This is a genomic window from Pseudobacter sp., assembly GCF_051955275.1.
Lineage (GTDB): Bacteria > Bacteroidota > Bacteroidia > Chitinophagales > Chitinophagaceae > Pseudobacter.
The window spans coordinates 1-18,041 of record NZ_JBQCGW010000305.1; the positions used below are offsets into that span (position 1 = coordinate 1).

The 18,041-nt window shown below is 48.0% G+C and carries 13 protein-coding genes; 10 read left to right on the plus strand and 3 right to left on the minus strand.

Annotated features, from left to right (window positions below):
- The 3 genes from ACTHMC_RS27040 to ACTHMC_RS27050 all read left to right on the plus strand — a co-directional run.
- Positions 1-1,071 (plus strand): RagB/SusD family nutrient uptake outer membrane protein (locus ACTHMC_RS27040; protein WP_440418120.1); only part of this gene is annotated, 1,071 nt, incomplete at its 5' end.
- 17 nt (positions 1,072-1,088) lie between these two features.
- Entirely contained in the window at positions 1,089-2,216 is a 1,128-nt protein-coding gene (locus ACTHMC_RS27045) for a redoxin domain-containing protein (protein ID WP_440418122.1), read from the plus strand.
- Between the two features lie 90 nt (positions 2,217-2,306).
- The gene (locus ACTHMC_RS27050; protein WP_440418123.1) at positions 2,307-3,059 is read left to right on the plus strand and encodes an AAA family ATPase; all 753 of its coding nucleotides are present in this window, start codon (positions 2,307-2,309) and stop codon (positions 3,057-3,059) included.
- 50 nt (positions 3,060-3,109) lie between these two features.
- Here the strand turns inward: ACTHMC_RS27050 and ACTHMC_RS27055 are convergent, their stop codons facing one another.
- From ACTHMC_RS27055 to ACTHMC_RS27065, 3 genes are read right to left on the minus strand one after another with little or no spacing between them, the layout of a single operon-like run.
- On the minus strand, positions 3,110-4,525 hold the full coding sequence (locus ACTHMC_RS27055) for a TolC family protein (protein WP_440418125.1): 1,416 nt from the start codon (positions 4,523-4,525) through the stop codon (positions 3,110-3,112).
- A gap of 6 nt (positions 4,526-4,531) precedes the next feature.
- Positions 4,532-5,896, minus strand: a complete 1,365-nt coding sequence (locus ACTHMC_RS27060; RefSeq protein WP_440418126.1) for an HlyD family secretion protein — start codon at positions 5,894-5,896, stop codon at positions 4,532-4,534.
- A 1-nt stretch (position 5,897) separates the two neighbouring features.
- Positions 5,898-7,580, minus strand: a complete 1,683-nt coding sequence (locus ACTHMC_RS27065; protein ID WP_440418128.1) for a peptidase domain-containing ABC transporter — start codon at positions 7,578-7,580, stop codon at positions 5,898-5,900.
- Positions 7,581-7,720: 140 nt separating this feature from the next.
- On the opposite strand from ACTHMC_RS27065, the gene ACTHMC_RS27070 reads away from it, so the two are divergent.
- The 7 genes from ACTHMC_RS27070 to ACTHMC_RS27100 all read left to right on the plus strand — a co-directional run bounded on the left by ACTHMC_RS27070 (position 7,721) and on the right by ACTHMC_RS27100 (position 17,939).
- Positions 7,721-8,401 carry a TetR/AcrR family transcriptional regulator gene (locus ACTHMC_RS27070; RefSeq protein ID WP_440418130.1) on the plus strand — a complete coding sequence of 227 codons (681 nt, stop codon included), beginning with the start codon at positions 7,721-7,723 and terminating at the stop codon, positions 8,399-8,401.
- Positions 8,402-8,526: 125 nt separating this feature from the next.
- Positions 8,527-9,096, plus strand: a complete 570-nt coding sequence (locus tag ACTHMC_RS27075; RefSeq protein ID WP_440418131.1) for an RNA polymerase sigma factor — start codon at positions 8,527-8,529, stop codon at positions 9,094-9,096.
- Between the two features lie 81 nt (positions 9,097-9,177).
- Positions 9,178-10,371 carry a FecR domain-containing protein gene (locus ACTHMC_RS27080; protein ID WP_440418133.1) on the plus strand — a complete coding sequence of 398 codons (1,194 nt, stop codon included), beginning with the start codon at positions 9,178-9,180 and terminating at the stop codon, positions 10,369-10,371.
- Between the two features lie 42 nt (positions 10,372-10,413).
- On the plus strand, positions 10,414-14,124 hold the full coding sequence (locus ACTHMC_RS27085; RefSeq protein WP_440418135.1) for a SusC/RagA family TonB-linked outer membrane protein: 3,711 nt from the start codon (positions 10,414-10,416) through the stop codon (positions 14,122-14,124).
- A gap of 10 nt (positions 14,125-14,134) precedes the next feature.
- Positions 14,135-15,667 (plus strand): RagB/SusD family nutrient uptake outer membrane protein, encoded by a 1,533-nt coding sequence (locus tag ACTHMC_RS27090; RefSeq protein ID WP_440418137.1) that lies wholly within the window; start codon positions 14,135-14,137, stop codon positions 15,665-15,667.
- Positions 15,668-16,063: 396 nt separating this feature from the next.
- Positions 16,064-16,651 carry an RNA polymerase sigma factor gene (locus ACTHMC_RS27095; RefSeq protein ID WP_440418138.1) on the plus strand — a complete coding sequence of 196 codons (588 nt, stop codon included), beginning with the start codon at positions 16,064-16,066 and terminating at the stop codon, positions 16,649-16,651.
- Between the two features lie 58 nt (positions 16,652-16,709).
- The gene (locus ACTHMC_RS27100) at positions 16,710-17,939 is read left to right on the plus strand and encodes a FecR family protein (RefSeq protein ID WP_440418140.1); all 1,230 of its coding nucleotides are present in this window, start codon (positions 16,710-16,712) and stop codon (positions 17,937-17,939) included.
- The last annotated feature ends 102 nt before the right edge of the window (positions 17,940-18,041 follow it).

The window sequence follows — 18,041 nt, forward strand, 5'->3', positions numbered from 1 at the left end:
GCCAATACTTTCACACTGCCGTATTCAGCTGGTAAAGAGAACGAACCCGGCTTGCCGCTTAAACTGAGCGTTTCTTTCGAGGAACCTGTAGTACGTGCGCCTTTGTCGAAATTATATGAGCAGATAGAGGCCGATCTGACAGCAGCGCTGGCTGTTAAGCTACCGCTGATGCAAAACGGCAGGTCACGTCACTGGCGCGCGAACACGGCAGCAGTGAATGGATTTGCTGCCCGCTACTACCTGGCAATGAACAAATATACCGATGCACTGAAATACGCCAACCTGGCCTTGCAGGAGTACAGCACGCTGGTGGACTACAATACGCAGATGCAGTACGGCCGCGATGAAGTGGTAACCATCAATCCAGGCCCCAATGCACAAAGCGTTACCCTGAAATTTCCGTATACGCACAATAACCAGGAAGACTTCACTGATATGATGGCCTGGCCCGAATTCCTTTATTTCAGGATGCTGAACTATGGCAGGTGGTGGTATATGCCCAGCACTGCGTTGCTGAATCTGTACGACCAGGCGCATGACCTGCGTTACCGATATCATTATGTGGAGGGATATTCCTATGATCGTGATATGACCAACCCCTCTTTCAATTATCCTGGTTATGTATTCTTCTATAAAGACAGGATCCCGTCTGGCCCCACCACCGCAGAAATATGGCTGATCAAGGCAGAAGCGCAGGCCCGTACCGGTGACTTCAACGGTGCTGTTACTACACTGAACGCCCTGCGTGCAAAGCGCATGACGCCAGGCGCCTGGGTAAATCTTACTGCCACAGGTAAGGACGATGCGATAAAGAAGGTGCTGGAAGAAAGAAGGAGGGAAATGCCGTTCGTTCATCGCTGGTATGATGTACGGCGCTATAATAATAACGATGATCCGAATGATGATGTGGTAATGACTAAAACTTTTTACCCGTATACCTTATCCTCGGTATTGTCTGGCGAGCCTGTAAAGACTTACTCGATGCCTGTAAACTCCCGCCGGTTCGCAGCGCCGCTGCCAAGAACAGAAACGATCTCCAGTAATGGAGCCATTCAGCAGAATACTTATTGATAAAGAAGTAAAGACATATGAGAAAGCTTGCAGGCGTTTTATTAATTAGTGCGCCTTTCTATCTGCATGCGCAGATACCATTCAAGGTGTCCGGTAAGATCGGAACTTTAAACGCGCCGGCCAGGATAGTGTTGAGCTATGTTGACAGCAGCGATAATTTCATAACGGATACGGGTACACTAAAAAATGGCCGGTTTGGTTTTTCAGGCAATATAGCTTATCCTGCCAGGGCTTCGTTGTTGCTGTATAAACCCGGAGAGCCTGCTACGATGGAGCAGCCGGATATCATCACACTGTATCTGGATGGCCATCCTATCACAGTGATCAGTAAAGATGCTGTAAAAAGGGCCACCGTTAAGGGCTCTCTGTTAAATAAGCAATATTCCAACCTGCTGGCAGCCTTACAGCCGTTCAATCAACGGTTGATGGCATTGAGTGAAGCCAATGACCGCTACGCTGCGGAAAGGGGCGATGCAAAAGATACGATGCCCGGATTGGCGGAAAAGCGGGCGGCAGTGGCCAACGAAAAAAAGGCAGTCATAAAGAAATTCATTGCTGAAAACCCGGGATCGTATCTGAGCCTGGAGATGATGCCGGTGGCGGTTTCCTGGCCTTACCAACTGGAGGAACTGGAGCCTGCATTTAACGCGCTGACCGAGGCTGTAAGGAACACGCCGTCCGGCAAAAAGATGGCGGAGCATATCCTGAAGATGAAAACAATCGGCGTGGGTTCGCTGGCGCCGGACTTTGTACAAAATGATACGGGCGGTGTTCCGGTGAAGCTGTCTTCGTTCAGGGGAAAATATGTACTGATCGATTTTTGGGCAAGCTGGTGTGTGCCCTGCCGTGCGGATAATCACGGGTTGGTTAAGCTTTTCAGTCAATACAAAGACAAAAATTTCACCGTGCTGGGCGTATCACTGGATCGTCCGGGTGACAGGGAAAAATGGCTGAAGGCCATCATTGATGACGGGCTGGTGTGGACGAACGTGTCGGACCTGGCATACTGGAAAAACAGTGCAGCGCAATTGTACGGGGTGAAGTCCATCCCTCAGAATTACCTGGTAGATCCATCGGGCATGATCATAGCACAGAACCTGCATGGCAATGAACTGGATGAAAAGCTGAAAGAATTACTTCCATAAGATCGGCCTGTCGATTTTTCCCGGTTCCTGCTGCCGTGTAACCTAAATCGTATCTTTAACGCTGTATCCAGGTTTACAAAAAAATGAACCATGACAGCGTTATCCAAAGGGTTAAATGATATGAGCTTTCACCGGGACAGGATTGAGCAGCCCGGAAAATATCCGTTCAATATTCCGGCGCTCAGGGGGCTTACCCGGTTGAAGTTCCACCCGGCCGTGACTTACCTGTCAGGAGAGAATGGCATGGGTAAATCTACTTTGATAGAGGCTATCGCCATTGTCTGCGGATTCAATCCTGAAGGAGGCTCTAAGAATTTCAACTTCAATACAAGGTCATCACATTCCGCATTGCATGAATATATTACGGTAGGCCGGGGAAGAAAACATAAGGACGGCTACTTCCTGCGAAGTGAAAGCTTCTTCAATGTAGCTACCAATATTGAAAAGCTGGATGAGGAGCCCTCTTTCGGCGGTAAATTGATTGATAGCTATGGAGGTAAATCCCTGCATGAGCAATCTCATGGAGAATCTTTCTGGGCTTTGTTCATGAACCGTTTCAGGGGGGATGGACTGTATATCCTGGATGAGCCCGAAGCTGCCTTATCGCCCTCACGCCAGATGGCCATGCTCACGAGGATGCATGAGCTGATCAGGCAGGGTTCTCAGTTCATCATTGCCACGCATTCCCCGATCGTAATGGCTTATCCCGGATCCATTATTTATGAACTGCAGGAAAACGGGATCCGGCAATGCAGTTATACAGAAACGGAGAATTACAAAGTCACGGCAGGTTTTATCAATAACCATGAGCAGATGGTGAGGATCCTGCTGGAGGACGAATAGCATCGGTGAACCCGCAAAAACAGGTAAGAAGTATTACCTAAAGCAAAAATCTACAGGTTGGCCATCAAACCAGCCGACCATTGTATCCCATACACTGCTTTCCGGTATTTCACCTGCAGCTCGATCAGCTTTTGCTGCATTTCCAGCAGCTTGTTTTCCCGTGCGTTGATCAGGAAGATGGAACTTTCTCCCTGACTGAATTTCAGATCTTCCATCCGTAGCAGGAATTCATAGGAGCGGTTGGTTTCCCGGGCAGCCTGTAGCTGATATTGCAGTTGAACAGCTTCCGTGAAATATTGTCTTACTTTATTCTGCAGTGTCCATTGCTTTTGCTGCAGATCAAAATTGTTATCGCGTATTTTGATCAGCGCATTCCGGTATTCTCCGCGTTGTTGTCTCCATAATAACGGCAGCTGAACATTCACGCCGAATTTGTAATTGTTCTCAAAGTAGGGCCATGAAATATTCTTGAACTGGTAGTACTCCTTGCTGAGCAGGTTGGCCTGAAGATTTACCACGGGCAAAAAGTTTTGCAGCTTGAGTTTGCGTTCAGCTTCCAGGATACCGGATTTAAAGCGGCCTATCTGCAATGCCGGGTGGTCAAGGTTCAGCTGGGTAATCAACTGGCTGGTATCCGGCAGCAATTGCATGGCGGGAAGATTCACGGTATCCGGCAAAAAAGATTCAGGAAGGAGGTAAGGAGCTCCTTCACTGCTCCAGAGGAAGGATGACAGTGCGATCGATTTTTTATTCAGCTCCATCAAAGCTGCCGATTGCATGAGTTGTACCGACTGCAACTGGGCCCATGCTTCAATGGTGTCAGCCAAAGCCCTGTCGCCGTTTTTATACGACAACACCACTAACCTGTTTCGTTCGTTGGCCACTTCAATGAACTTAGTATACACATTGTAGAGATACCAGGAGCCGGCCCATTCCCAGTACGATGAACGGGCTTCAAACAAAAGGTCGTTGATCATCAGTTCACGTTCCTGATCCGTCAGTTGCTGATAGATACCAGCCTGCCGGAGCGTAGTACGCTTCTTGTCAGTAAGCAGGCCATTCAGGAGAGGGATTTCAACGCCAAGATAACTGGCCACGCCTCTCGTACGTTCGGGGTTGATATAGTTACCATCACTTTTTTCGTAACCGGCTTTCAGGTTGACTCCTGTGGCGGTAGGAATTTTCAGTTCCGGATTGATATAGCGATAATAGTTGACACCATCGAGTGTTTTGGAAGTGGTGCCTGCTGCTGCAATGGGATCAAATGCACCGCGGGCGGTGAGCAGATCGGCCGCGGCTTTCTGAACCAACAGGTCGGCCTGTTTAACAACCGGGTGGAATTGTTTCACCTGCGCCACAAAGGCTTCTTCTGTGAGTACTTGCTGGTTCTGTGCCCCGGCCCGCAGGGTGGACCCCAGCACAATCAGGCTGATGAGTACGATATGTTTCAATGCGGCAGGTAACATAGGTGATTAATAACTGCTTGACTGATTGTTTTTCTTTGGTTCTACGGTTTCAGGTTTGTAATACTCTGGAGGGAAACCGTTCACATTCCGCCATAATTCATAGTACACTGGTACATCCTTCAGCAGCATGATACCTTCGGCGCCTCCGCCGATCCGTAGCTGGGCCGGCCATTTCCTGTCATCTGGGTCTTCCACTATCAAAGCCCTGAACATGCCATTGACGCTCGCTGAATTTTCAACAGCGATCACCTTTCCTCCGAAAGTTCCGTAACTGCCGCCGGGCCATCCGCTGAATACAATGGCGGGGAAGCCGTCAAAAACAAAACGAACTTTCTGGCCCCGGTTAACGAGGGGGAGGTCCATGGGTTTTACAAATAACTCTATTGCGTACTGGATTTTGTCGGGCACTATCTCCACAATCATATCTCCTTCTTTCAGGAACTCACCGATCCCTGCCTTACGGGCTTTTGTGATCTGGCCGCTCTGTGGCGCGATGATATAATAGAGTTTACTTCGTGCATCGTAGTTGGCCAGTTGATTACGCAGTTTAACCAATTCCGCTTCCGTGGTGGCAGCATCCGATAAAGAGGAAAATCTGTCGCCGCTCACTTTAGCAATCTTGTCTGCATACTCCTGGCGTGCGGACTGTTGTTCGATGCGCAGGTTGATCAGTTCCTGTTTGCTTTGCTGCAGTTTATTGTCGGCGCTGTTCCATTTTGCCAGGGCATTCTGGTGGTTGATCTTTCTTCTTTCAAAATCAGTGAGGGAGATGGCGCCGCTGTCGAGCATGATGCGGGCCGACTCGATCTGCCGTTTATAAGCTTCCAGTTCATTGGCTGCAGCAACCAGGTCGGCCTCTTCCGTTCTGATCTTCAGTTGTTGCTGGGTGATCTTATTGTCGAGCGACTGCAACTTAAGTTCCCTGGCCTGCTCCAGCGCTGACGACTGCACACTGGTAGCTGAAGCCTTATTGCGGTATCCTTCCATGGATTGCTGTTTGGCTTCGATCTGCTCCTGCGTTCTCTGTACCAGTTGAGGATCGAAATATTCCACTTTCACTTCTCCCAATTGTAACAGCGTATCACCTGCGTTCACAAAATCACCTTCTTTGATATACCACCTGGCGATGCTTCCGGCAATCAGGGTATTCACCTGTTGCGGACGCTGCTCCTGCCGTAATGTGGTAACGGTTCCTCTTGCCCGGATATTTTGGGTCCAGGGCAGAAATAGAATTGCCACCATGAGCAGGAGCATTCCCCATAACCATTTTCTGATCCGGCTGCTTTTGTAAAACTGGTAGATGTTGGAAAAGCTGTGAAGCCTGCTTTCCGCAGCGATCGTTTCTATTTCGGATTCCAGATACCTGCTCATGTTATTGCTTGTTTATGATGGTATTCAATGTTCCGTCAAGGTCTAATCCAATGATCTGATCACAGTGCTGACCGAGTGTTTCGTCCTGCGATGCGATCAATATAGTGGAGGTTTTATTGGCCTTCACATAGTTGATGGTTTTCATTTTGTTTTCCGGGGAGAGATGGGTAAAGGGATCTTCCAGCAGCAGCAGCCGGTGTTCGGCAAGCAATGCACGAATGAGCAAAATGGTTTTGCGTACTTTTTCAGCCAGTTTGTTCCCCACCGGCAGCAATACCGTATCAAACCCGTTGGGCAGGGATTTTACATAGCTGGTGAGGCCTGTGATCTCGCAGAGCTCATTTACCTGCCTGAGTTCGATGGAGGGTTTTCCCATGGTCAGGTTCTCCCAGAGTGTTCCCTGGAAAATGTCCTGGCTGCCAAGCAGGATGCCCGTGAGTTTGCGCAGGCTGGCCACCTGGTAGTTACCCACCGGAACACCATCGATGAGGATATTCCCGGAATAATTTTTAAAAGCGCCAGTGAGCAGGCGAAGCAGGCTGGATTTACCGGAGCCCGACATACCAGTGACCTGAACCATCTGACCTGCTGCAATATTGAGGCTGATATTTTTCAGTACCGGTTTGTTATTGCCATAAGCAAAGGTCACTTCTTTGAATTCGATGGAAACTCCTTCCGCTTCTGCGGGTAACTCCAGGTTGCCGCTTTGTTCCGTTTCAGCTTCTGCGATGGCGCTTAATTTTTCAACCGACACGATGGCATCGTATACGGTATCCAGGTTCACGATCAGTTTTTCTATGGATGCGATGATGGCGATGATCACAATTTCCGCGGCGATGAACTGCCCGATATTGATCTGCTGGTCAACCAGGAGGTAGGCACCGATGATCAGCATGGCTGCAGTGATCAGGATCTTGAAGGATATAAGGCTCCAGAACTGTATCAGCAATATGTTGAAGTAACTGGTGCGTGAAGAAAGGTAGTCACTCACCAGTGCATCTGTTTTATTCATGTGCAGGGAAGTGCCCTTTGTATATTTAAAGGATTTGATACTGCGTGCTATTTCCTGCAGCCAGGCGGCTACGGCAAATTTGTAAGTGCTGGCCCGGTAAGCAGCCTGGAGGCCCTGGGTAGAGGAGAGGCGGATGATGGCAAAAACAATGAGGATGAGCATCAGGCCGAAGGCGATGAAAACAGGATGGTAGAACGAAAGCAACAGCAGCCCCAGGGTTACCTGGATCACAGCGGCGGGCAGTTCTATCATCAGTTTATCTATTCCTTTCTGCAGGGAAACACTGTCGAAATACCTGTTGACCATTTCCGGGAGATACTCATGATCGAGCTTCTCGATATTCAGTTTCGGGATCCTGTCGCTGTATTCCAGGGAATATCTCACAAACAGTTTCTGTTTTACTTTCTCGATGATCTGTAACTGGCGGACCTGTAACAGTCCATTGATAAAGACGCCAAAGACCACCATGCCTATCAATACCACAATTGAAGTGGAGATGGTGCCTGCCAGTACAAAGCTAATGATGGATTGAATACCGAGGGGAAGCGAAAGCTGGACCAGGCCCGCCAGCAATGCGAAGACGCAGGCTGCTGCAAAGTCTTTTCTTTCGAGCATCAGGATCCTGTTCAGTTTCAACAGCGATTTTACCAGAGAAAGTTTATTGTCTGCCATTTGCCTTGAGTTGACATTGCTTGGATGTCAGGCAAAAATAATATATATGCTTTATTTAATGATAGTAATACTATTAGAATGTTATGTGAAAATATCCGGCTTAATAGCGTAACTTACAAAAAGTTTCGATTTTTGCTATTATGGAACTCCAGTTACAGATCAAGATGAACCCCAAGTTGTATTTGCGTGATCCGGAGCAATCCCCGCTTGGGCGTAATATCATTCAGCATAGCATCCTTATGATCCAGAAAATTGGATTTGAGGATTTTACATTCAAGAAGCTGGCGGTTGAAGTAGGAACCACGGAAGCCAGTATCTACCGGTATTTCGAGAACAAGCATAAACTGCTGACTTATGTCATTGCCTGGTTCTGGACCTGGCTGGAATACCAGTTATTATATCATACCAACAATGTAAAGTCACCCAAAGAGAAGATACAGGTGGTGATCCGCTTACTGGCATTTCAATTGCCCGATCAGTTCACTTTCAGTCATATAGACCGGAACCGCTTGTATGAGATCGCTATTACGGAAGGCAGTAAATCTTACCTTACCAAACATGTAACCCAGGATAACAAGGACCATTTCTTCAAACCATACAAAGACCTTTGTGCGCGGATCGCGGAAATCTTCAGGGAGTACAACCCCTCGTACAAATATCCGAGATCCCTCTCCAGCACCCTGCTGGAAATGGCGCATTACCAGTTTTTCTTCAAGAAGAATTTGCCAGGCCTCACGGATTTTGCCAATGCGAAGGATGATGCAGGGGTAGTTCAGTTTCTCCAGCATCTTGTGTTCAGCGCGTTGAAAAAGGGTTCCTGATCTACTTACGGTGATGGATAAAATACTTTCCGTCCATGGAAATTAAAAATCCATTTGTCTATTTTAATTAAATTTGTTTGGCTCGTTAATTGCAATAAAGCGCACCAAAACAACTGACCCTCTGAGTGATATCCAAACAATCATCGCAGGAAAGAATATTGCTGTTACAGGTAGCAGCCGGTGATGAACAGGCCTTCAGAGCATTGACACATCAGTACTCCGGCCTTGTTTTCAAGTTCATCCATCAACACCTGAACGACAGGCAGCAGGCCGAAGAGATCGTTCAGGATATCTTTGTAAAACTCTGGCTTACCAGGGAAACTCTCTCCCAGATCGACAGCTTCCGCTCTTTCCTCCTCATCGTTTGCCGTAACCACGCCTTCAATGCCATCAAAAAAATGGTCAGGGAAAGGAACAGGGAATGGGATTGGGATCATGACAAGAATATTGGTCAGTCCGGTGAAGATGATCCACTTCAGAAAGAACAGCTGTTCCTCCTCATAGAAGAAGCCGTTGAACAACTACCTCCCCAGCAACAAAAAGCCTGGAAGCTCTGCCGGCAGGGTGGACTGAAATATGAACAGGCTGCCCACGAAATGCAGGTGTCGCGCGACGCAGTAAAAAAATATTTACAGTATGCCAACAGCGCCATCAAAAAGTATGTCTCTGGTAAACTGCCCATCTATCATCCCTGATCCTGCCTTATTATAAAAATATTCTTCTTTCTCTATCCCCTTTTTTCAACTCCGGTTGTCTCTGGATATACAATCATCATTATGCAGGCTGGCAATACGCGCTTGGAAGAATTGTATACAAAGTGGATCAACAACACAGCGACTCCCGATGAAATGGAGGAGTTGCTGAAGTTGATGCAGGAAGGTGCTTCCAGGGAACAGCTGATGCCTGGTATTGAAAAATTCTGGACCGGCCTGGAAGATGATCATTCATTTTCTTCCCGGCAGAAAGACCGTCTGGTTGACAATATTCTCAGCCAGTGGCCTTCTGAGCCTGTTATCCGTATACGGCGCCGGATCCCTTACTGGCGTTGGGTTGCAGCCGCTGTGGTTATACTGCTGACCGGCGTAGCCATCTGGCAATTCACCAACAAGGATACAACAGAACTAGTACAAAAAACAGTGGCGCCGGTACCGGAAGTAATAGCGCCGGGCCGGAATGGGGCTATCCTCACCCTCTCTGATGGCAGGCAGATCCTGCTCGACAGTACAAATAATGGAGTATTTGCCACACAGGGTAAAACAGAGATCGCAATTCAGAACAACCAACTTATTTATCAGGCCGGAGATGATATGGATTCAGCCACCATTACATACAATACTATGTCCACACCCAAAGGCAGGCAGTTTCAGCTACTGTTGCCCGATGGCTCCCGTGTGTGGCTCAATGCAGCCAGCAGCATCCGCTATCCTGTTGCATTCCGTGGAACAGAAAGAAAGGTGGAGGTGAAGGGCGAAGCCTATTTCGAGGTAGCCGCAGACCAGGCAAGGCCTTTCCTGGTGCAAACGCAGCATCAGGTGGTGCAGGCATTGGGCACAGGCTTCAATGTTCATGCTTACAGTAATGAAACTGCAGAACAGACAACCCTGGTGGAGGGTAGTGTGAAAGTGACCCTTTCCACAGGCAAACAATTGTATGCCATATTAGGGCCGGGGCAACAGGCAATGCTCGACAATCGTAAGCAATCAATGGCCGTGCTCGAAAACCAGAGTGAGGCCGCTACAGCCTGGAAAAATGGATATTTCCATTTGGAGAATATGTCATTTGAAAAAGTGATGAAACAACTGGAACGCTGGTATGATATCGAAGTAGTTTATGCGAACGGTGTGCCTGATCTCAGCTTCTATGGAGGCATCAGCAGGAATATGACCCTGGACGCACTGATCAGGGCATTAAAGGTATCCGAAGTGCATTTCAAGATCCAGGCCGGGCGCCGGCTGGTTGTATATAAATAGTGGATTAACGGATCTTTTTAACCACCAAAACTCTCGTAAGCTATGCAAGAAACTGCCTATCCTCCCATGAAGCGTACTAACAGCTTCCTGAAAAGGATTTTCTGCCTGCTGCCGGAAAAGTTCCATTCCTCCGGCAGTACAGGAAGCAAAATCATCAAGGTCATGAAACTAAGTTCAATTTTTGCACTTGCATTTTGTCTGCAGGTGTCCGCCAATGCCAAATCACAGACCGTTTCAATCAGCGGTAAAAATCTGAGCCTGGAGAAAATATTCTCTGCTGTGAAAAAACAGACAGGCTTTATCGTTTTTGCCAACAGGGACCTGCTGGTAAATACCAGACCGGTGTCCATAGAAGCGAACAATATGCCGTTGCAGGAATTCATGAAAAATGTGCTCAGCGGACAAGCATTGTCGTATATCGTTGAAGACAAAACCATCGTGCTGATGCGTAAGCTCTCTGTAAACGGGAAGCCCGCAGACAGTGTGATGGCACGGGAAGTGACCATCTCCGGTCAACTGCTGAGCGCAGAGTCGCAGGAGCCCATCAACGGCGCGTCCATCTCAGTAAAGAATTCAAAACAAGGTACAACCACTACAGCAACGGGACAGTTCACCCTGTCCAATGTTCCGGAATCGGCTATCATTGTGATCAGCTCTGTTGGCTTCACGCCATTGGAGGTCCGTGTATCGCAACTGATAGCCATTCCTGATGCTGGTAGTTTACCGGTAGGTGATAATAATATCGTAAAAACAGGAGCCAGTTTCGTGATCCAGCTGAAAGCATTGCCTGCCGCTCTGAATGAAGTGGTGGTACTGGCATTCGGATCAGCGAAGAAAAAAGACCTTACCGGTTCTGTGAGTACCATGAGTGCCCAGACCATCAGCCAGCAACACGTATCCACCGTGTCAAGGGCCCTGGAAGGCATGGTATCCGGTGTACAGCTGGTAACCAGCTCAGGGCAGCCTGGCAGCGAAGCAGCGATCCGCATCCGCGGTCTCGGCTCCCTCTCTGCAGGTTCTGATCCGCTGGTAGTGGTGGACGGTGTGCCCACTGCATTCCCGCTGGCCTCTTATAACCCTTCAGATATCGAGTCTATTGTGGTTTCAAAAGATGCGGCGTCCAACTCGCTTTACGGGTCCCGTGGCTCCAATGGTGTGATCCTGGTAACCACCAAGAAGGGAGCAAAGGGTAAAACGAAGATCAATTTCGATATAAGAGTAGGACAGAATAGTCAGGGGGTACCGGACTTCGATATGGTGAAGGATCCGAAGGAGTTCTATGAACTTGTCTGGAAAGGGATCTATAACTATGTACGCTACAGCAACGATGCTACCGCTCCACGCCTCAATGATGCGGATGCCAGGCAATATGCCAGCAACAATCTTTTCAGGGCAAACGGCTCAACGCTCGGCGCGTTTAACAATCTCGGCAACTACATGCCTTACAAAATTCCCGATGGCACTACACTGATTGATCCTGCTACCGGCAAAATGAGGCCTGACGCTCAACTGTTGTATCATGACGACTGGAATGATTACTTCATCAAAAAAACATTGAGCCAGCAGTACAATGTGAGCCTCAGCGGTGGAAATGAAAAAACTGATTACTTCCTCTCTGCAGGTTATATGAGCGATCCGTCTTACGTGATGGGATCGGATTTCAACCGTTATAACGCCCGTCTGAAAGTGAACACGGCAGTTACCAACTGGTTGAAAGCCGGTATGAACCTGAGCTATACACGCCGCTACTCAAATGTTCCCAACTACTCGGGTGGTACTGTAAACAATAACGTATTTGTGTTCAAAGATTTCTTTGCGCCCATTTACGCGCTATATGCACATAACCAGGATGGCAGTATTAAATATGATGTCAATGGAAGGCCCATGTATGACCTGGGTACCGGTGAAACCTATAGCCCCATCGGAGCCACCAGGCGTTCCAGCTTCACTGGGTACAGCCCCGCGATTTATTTTGAGAAAGACCTTGCCGAGCAAACCTCTGATGATTTCTCCGGTCGCGCTTTCCTCGAAGCCACTGTGAGGAAAGATTTCCGGGTAAAGCTGGACTTCTCCATGGATAATGTTTATACCTACAATAAAACCTACGGCAATAACGAAAGCGGTACTTCCGCCAGGGATGACCAGGGCCTTATTTCCGGTTACTGGGCAAAGGGAATGACCATCAACACCATTCAAACAGTAAACTATTTCAAGGAGATCGGGGTTCACACGATCGATGTACTGGCTGGTCATGAATACCGCTGGACACGCGGCGATTATATGAGTGGAACAAAAGGTATCATGTTTGCACCCAATGATCCGGACATGGCTAATGCCATCCGCATCAAAAGCCTGACAGGTAACGGCAACAGCACAGCGCTGGAAGGATACCTGGCAAGACTGGCTTATAATTACGATAGTAAATACTACCTCACTGCCAGTGTGCGGACGGATGGCTCTTCCAATTTCCGCTATAACAAATGGGGTACATTCTGGTCTGTAGGCGGTGCTTACCGTGTTACAGAAGAGAAGTTCATGAGCAGTACTTCCAAATGGCTCAATGAACTGAAGATCCGCTCCAGTTATGGTACCCTCGGTAACCAGAATGTAGGCGCCAACCGCTGGACAGATATCTACAGTGTTTCCAATGCTGGCACGCTCGATAATCCCGTGCTGGCTATTGCACAAACCTCATGGGGAAATACAGCCCTCACCTGGGAAAGCAATAATATCTGGGATGCAGGTATCGACTTCCGCGTCTTCGATCGCTTCTATGGTACTGTGGATTATTTCCGCCGCAAGACCATCGATATGATCTGGGCAAAACCATTACCTGCTTCAACCGGACAGGCATCCAAACTGGAGAACATCGCTTCCCTGATGAATACCGGTTATGAAATTGAATTAGGGGTGGATGTGATCCGTAAAAAAGATCTTAACTGGACGGTAAACCTCCGCGCTTCGCACTATAAGAACAAACTGCTGGAAATTCCACCAGGCGTAGGTTCTAAAGCACTTAATGGGAATTATGAGGAAGGTAACTTCCTCCGTGGAGAAGGCAAAGACTACTACAATCTGTACATGTACAAATATGCCGGTGTAGATCCCAATACAGGTGAAGGACTTCTTTACAAAGAGTTGAAAGCAACCGATAACCTGGCCAACTATCCCGGTAAAAAAGTAGGGGATATCGTTACCACAAAAGGAAATGATGGTACCAAGTTTGAACTCGGCACTGCATCTCCTGACCTGGTGGGAGGATTCAATACATCGCTGCAATACAAAGACTTTGATCTGTCCGTACTTACCAGCTGGCAGATCGGTGGCAAGACCATCTCTCTCACTTATCAGAACCTCACGCAACAAAGGATCGGTGGTATCCATAAAGACCTGGCCTATGGCTGGAGCCCTGAGAATCCCAACTCCAATATTCCGATGTTCCAGGTGGGTGCACAGAACTATTTCAGCAGACCCGTTGGCGGTGCTGCCGGCCAGTACTCTGACTGGGCCCTGTTCGACGCTTCTTATTTAGCTATCAGGAACGTGACCTTCGGCTACAGGTTGCCACAGGCGATGGCAGCAAGAAATGGTATTGTAGCTGCAAGACTTTTCTTCAGCGTAGACAATCTCCATTTGTTCTCTGCCAAAAAAGGACTGGACCCCAGGCAATCATTTGATGGAGGCACCACCTTGTCGGCCTTTGGTTTTCCACAAACGCGTACCATTACTTTGGGTCTTAACCTGACACTCTAAAAAGAAAATCATGAAAAAATTACTCATCATAACAGGGAGCATACTTACCATCTTCAGCTCCTGCTCCAAAAAACTGGACATTGACCCGAACGGAGCCATGACCAGGGAAGAATTACAGCAGATCATCAAAACCAAACCAGCAACGGTACTGGAGCCGATGGTTACCAGTATGGTGGCACAGGTTAACGGTCTCACTTATGCGAATTCTGTTGACTCCAGAAATTTTTCAGTGATCAATCTACTGCTCAATCTCAAAGGCAACGATATGGTACTGGCACAGCCCAATGGTGGCTGGATGGTCTCGGATTATCAGATGCTGAATTACCGGGAGGAAGCGCAGGGGCGTGTTACCCTTTACTGGGGCACTTATTACAAATGGATCTTCTTTGCCAACCAGATCCTGGATCTGATCCCTCCGGACTTTGATCCCAATCAGGCTACGGATGTGAACAAGCTCATCATGAAATACAAGGCTGCTGCACTCACTATGCGCGCCATGAGTTATACCTACCTGATGTGGCTTTACCAGGATGATTATATGCATGGCGGAAACGCCAAACCAGGAGTGCCGCTTTACACCACAGTTGCCGGAGAAGAAGACCGTGCGCCTTCACAGGAAGTATGGAGCCAGATCATTGCCGATGCAACGGAAGCAGTAGACCTGTTCAAGAAATCAGGACTGTTGAATACCGCCAGCAAAACGGATTTCGATGCATCTGTGGCATCAGTGGTGCTGGCGCGTGCAGCACTCACCATTGGCGACTGGCCCAAAGCCATCAGCGCTGCGGATTACGTAATGCAGCAATATCCCACGCTCATCAACGAAACGCAGTACACCACTATGGGCATGAGCAATATTTCATTGCCCGAAACCATATTCGGATATGACTTTTCAACGGCCACCGGTAAAGGCAACAGCTCATTCCCCGGCTGGGTGAATATCAAAGGTGAAGGTGGTTATGGCGGAAGTCAGGGTGGCTGGCTGGCCATCGATCAGCGCTTGAATGATCAGATCGCTGCCACTGATTACAGAAAGAAGAATTTTGTACAGGACGATTTTGTAGAATACAAATATGCCAGTGCACAGCAGCCGGATAAACACTACAAATACTTCAGCTACAAATTTGCAGCGCCCCCGATTGATGCCAATACGCCCAATTACAACCAGGACGAGATCTATATGCGTACATCCGAAATGATCCTCACCAAAGCAGAGGCCCAGGCCCGTGCAGGACAGGATGAAGATGCGCAGACAACACTCTATATCCTGGCCCATGAGCGAGATGCCGCTTATGTGAAATCCACCAGCACCGGCGATGCCTTGCTGAAGGAGATCCAACTGCAGCGCAGGATCGAGCTCTGGGGTGAAGGTGGATTTGAATTCTTCGACAATAAGCGATGGGGGATAGGTGTGAATCGCGCCGGTTCAGCCAATCATACCAATCAACTGGTGGTGGCGCCCGGGAAATTGTTCACTCTTCAGATCCCGCTGACCATCGAGTTAAATTACAATCCGAAGATCACAGAACAGAATCCTTTGTAATAATATCTGCTATTAATGGGGTTGACCTTGTGTGATGTGCCCCTCCAAAATTGTCTGACTTTTTGGGGCACATCAAAGGTCAACCCCTTTCTTTTGCTGTGCCCGTGGGCTTTTGTGTCCGCGAGTGACTTCTGTAGGCTCGCCTCCCGGCGGGCCCAGGGTTCGCCAGAGGCGAACATGTATCTCACACCAGCCTGAAGCGAGCAAGTGATCTCCGCTGAAATGCTTCCTGGCAATAATAAAAGAGAATATTATTTAAATCCCGTAATATTGTTTTCAACTTTTCCTTTCCATTTGCCGCCAACCTCAGTCCGGGCAGGAAGGCAAAGGGCTCTCAACCTTTCCTGTACGTTTCCATCAAATTATTGTTCCATTTTTAAGCAATCACTGACTGCTTTGAGCAACGGCACCCTATACACACCCAATCAATTGTTCCTCCAGATAGCGGAAGGGGATGAAGCTGCTTTTACGTTGCTGATGGACAAATACTGGAACCTGCTCTACAGCCAGTCCCTGGCCTATTTAAAGGATAAATTCAAAGCACAGGACATAGTTCAGGAAGTTTTCCTGGCCATCTGGAAGAACCGGGAAAAGTTAGGTTCGGTGGAAAGTCCGGATGATTATCTCTTCATAATAGCCCGTAACAAAATCTTCAATGAAGTGCGGAAGAAAATTGCGCAGCCGCTTACTGATAATATTCAGCAATACTATGCGGAGCAATATCTTCAGCCTGACAGGCAGTTTGATCACAACGAGGTCAATACGCTCATACAAACGGCCATTAGTCAGTTGCCGCCCCAACGCAAACGTATTTTTGAAATGAGCAGGAATGAAGGCCTTACTTATGAAGCCATCGCCGCACAGCTGGGCATCAGCCGGGAAACCGTAAAGGTACAGATGGTGAAAGCCCTCTCTTTTCTCCGTATATATATCCGCACGCATATCCCGTTTTATCTTTTTTTGAAATTTTTTTTCAACGAGTAACCCTGTTGCGCCAGCAATGGTACTTTAATAGCAGGGGTACTCATATTCCCTCTTATCAATGCAAACAGACCAGCTTAAAATACTGATTGAACGTTACCTGGATGAAAGCATCACAGCCACCGATAAGGCCTTGCTGGCGAATATGCTGAATGAAGAGCAGCATGCCAATGCTTTCAGGTCAATCCTTGAAGAGGAATTGAGGAACGGACGTTTTGAACTGGAGCCAGATGAAGCTGCCGGCCTGGCCATCCGTGAACAGGTATTACAGCAAATGCGTGAAGGAATTGATGAGCCTGAGTCTGAGTCAGTACCCATTGTACCGCTGCGCCGTATCAGGCCATGGTACTGGGCTGCAGCCGGCGCCATCATCCTGGCAGGAGCGGGGATGTTCTATTTTTCCATGGACAACAAAACGGAAAAAGCTCCTGCTGCTGCTGTTGCAGTGGATATTCCTGCCGGAAAAGAAGGCGCCATCCTTACGCTGGCAGACGGTTCCCAACTGGTGCTGGATTCCATGAAAAATGGAAAGATCGCTGACCAGAATGGAAGCTCCATCCATCTTTCCAACGGTAGCATGACATACCAGGCAAAAGAAGGAGCAGATAACAAAATTGTTTACAATACCATGACCACACCCAAAGGAAGGCAGTTTCAGTTCACGCTTCCCGATGGTACAAAGATCTGGCTGAACGCTGCCAGTTCAATCAGGTATCCCACCACCTTCAAGGCAAAGCAAAGGCAGGTGTATATTTCCGGGGAAGCTTATTTTGATGTGGCGAAGGATGTGAGCAAACCTTTTATTGTTTCAGTGGATAAACAGGTTGAAATTCAGGTGTTGGGCACAGCTTTCAATATCAATGCCTATTCAAATGAAGGCGATATCAGAACCACACTGGAAGATGGTATGGTGAAAGTGAAGAATATTTCACAGGGCATACCGGAAGCGGTCAATAAAGAACTGGTGCTGAAACCAGGCCAGCAGGCTATTGTATCCACCGGCAACAATTCATTATCTCCTGCCATAACGCTGGAACAGGATGCAGACATAGAAAAAATAACCGCCTGGAAAAAAGGCATCTTCAATTTTGAAGGGTTGAGCCTGGTGCAGGTAATGAAAGAACTGGAAAGATGGTATGATATAGATGTTGTGTATGAAGGAAAACCTCCGGTCATCAGGTTCTACGGAAAGATGGGGAAAGACCTTTCCCTGAAGGATCTCCTGGAAGCGCTCGATAAATCGAAAGTTAAGTTTGAACTGAATGGAAAGACACTGACTGTAAAACAATAATTATTCATAAAAAAATTGCTGATTATAGAAGTAGCCCTGCTTATGAAATGATCAAAAAAAACCGGAAGTGTTCGTACCACTCCCGGAGGTTGTTCAGTTGAT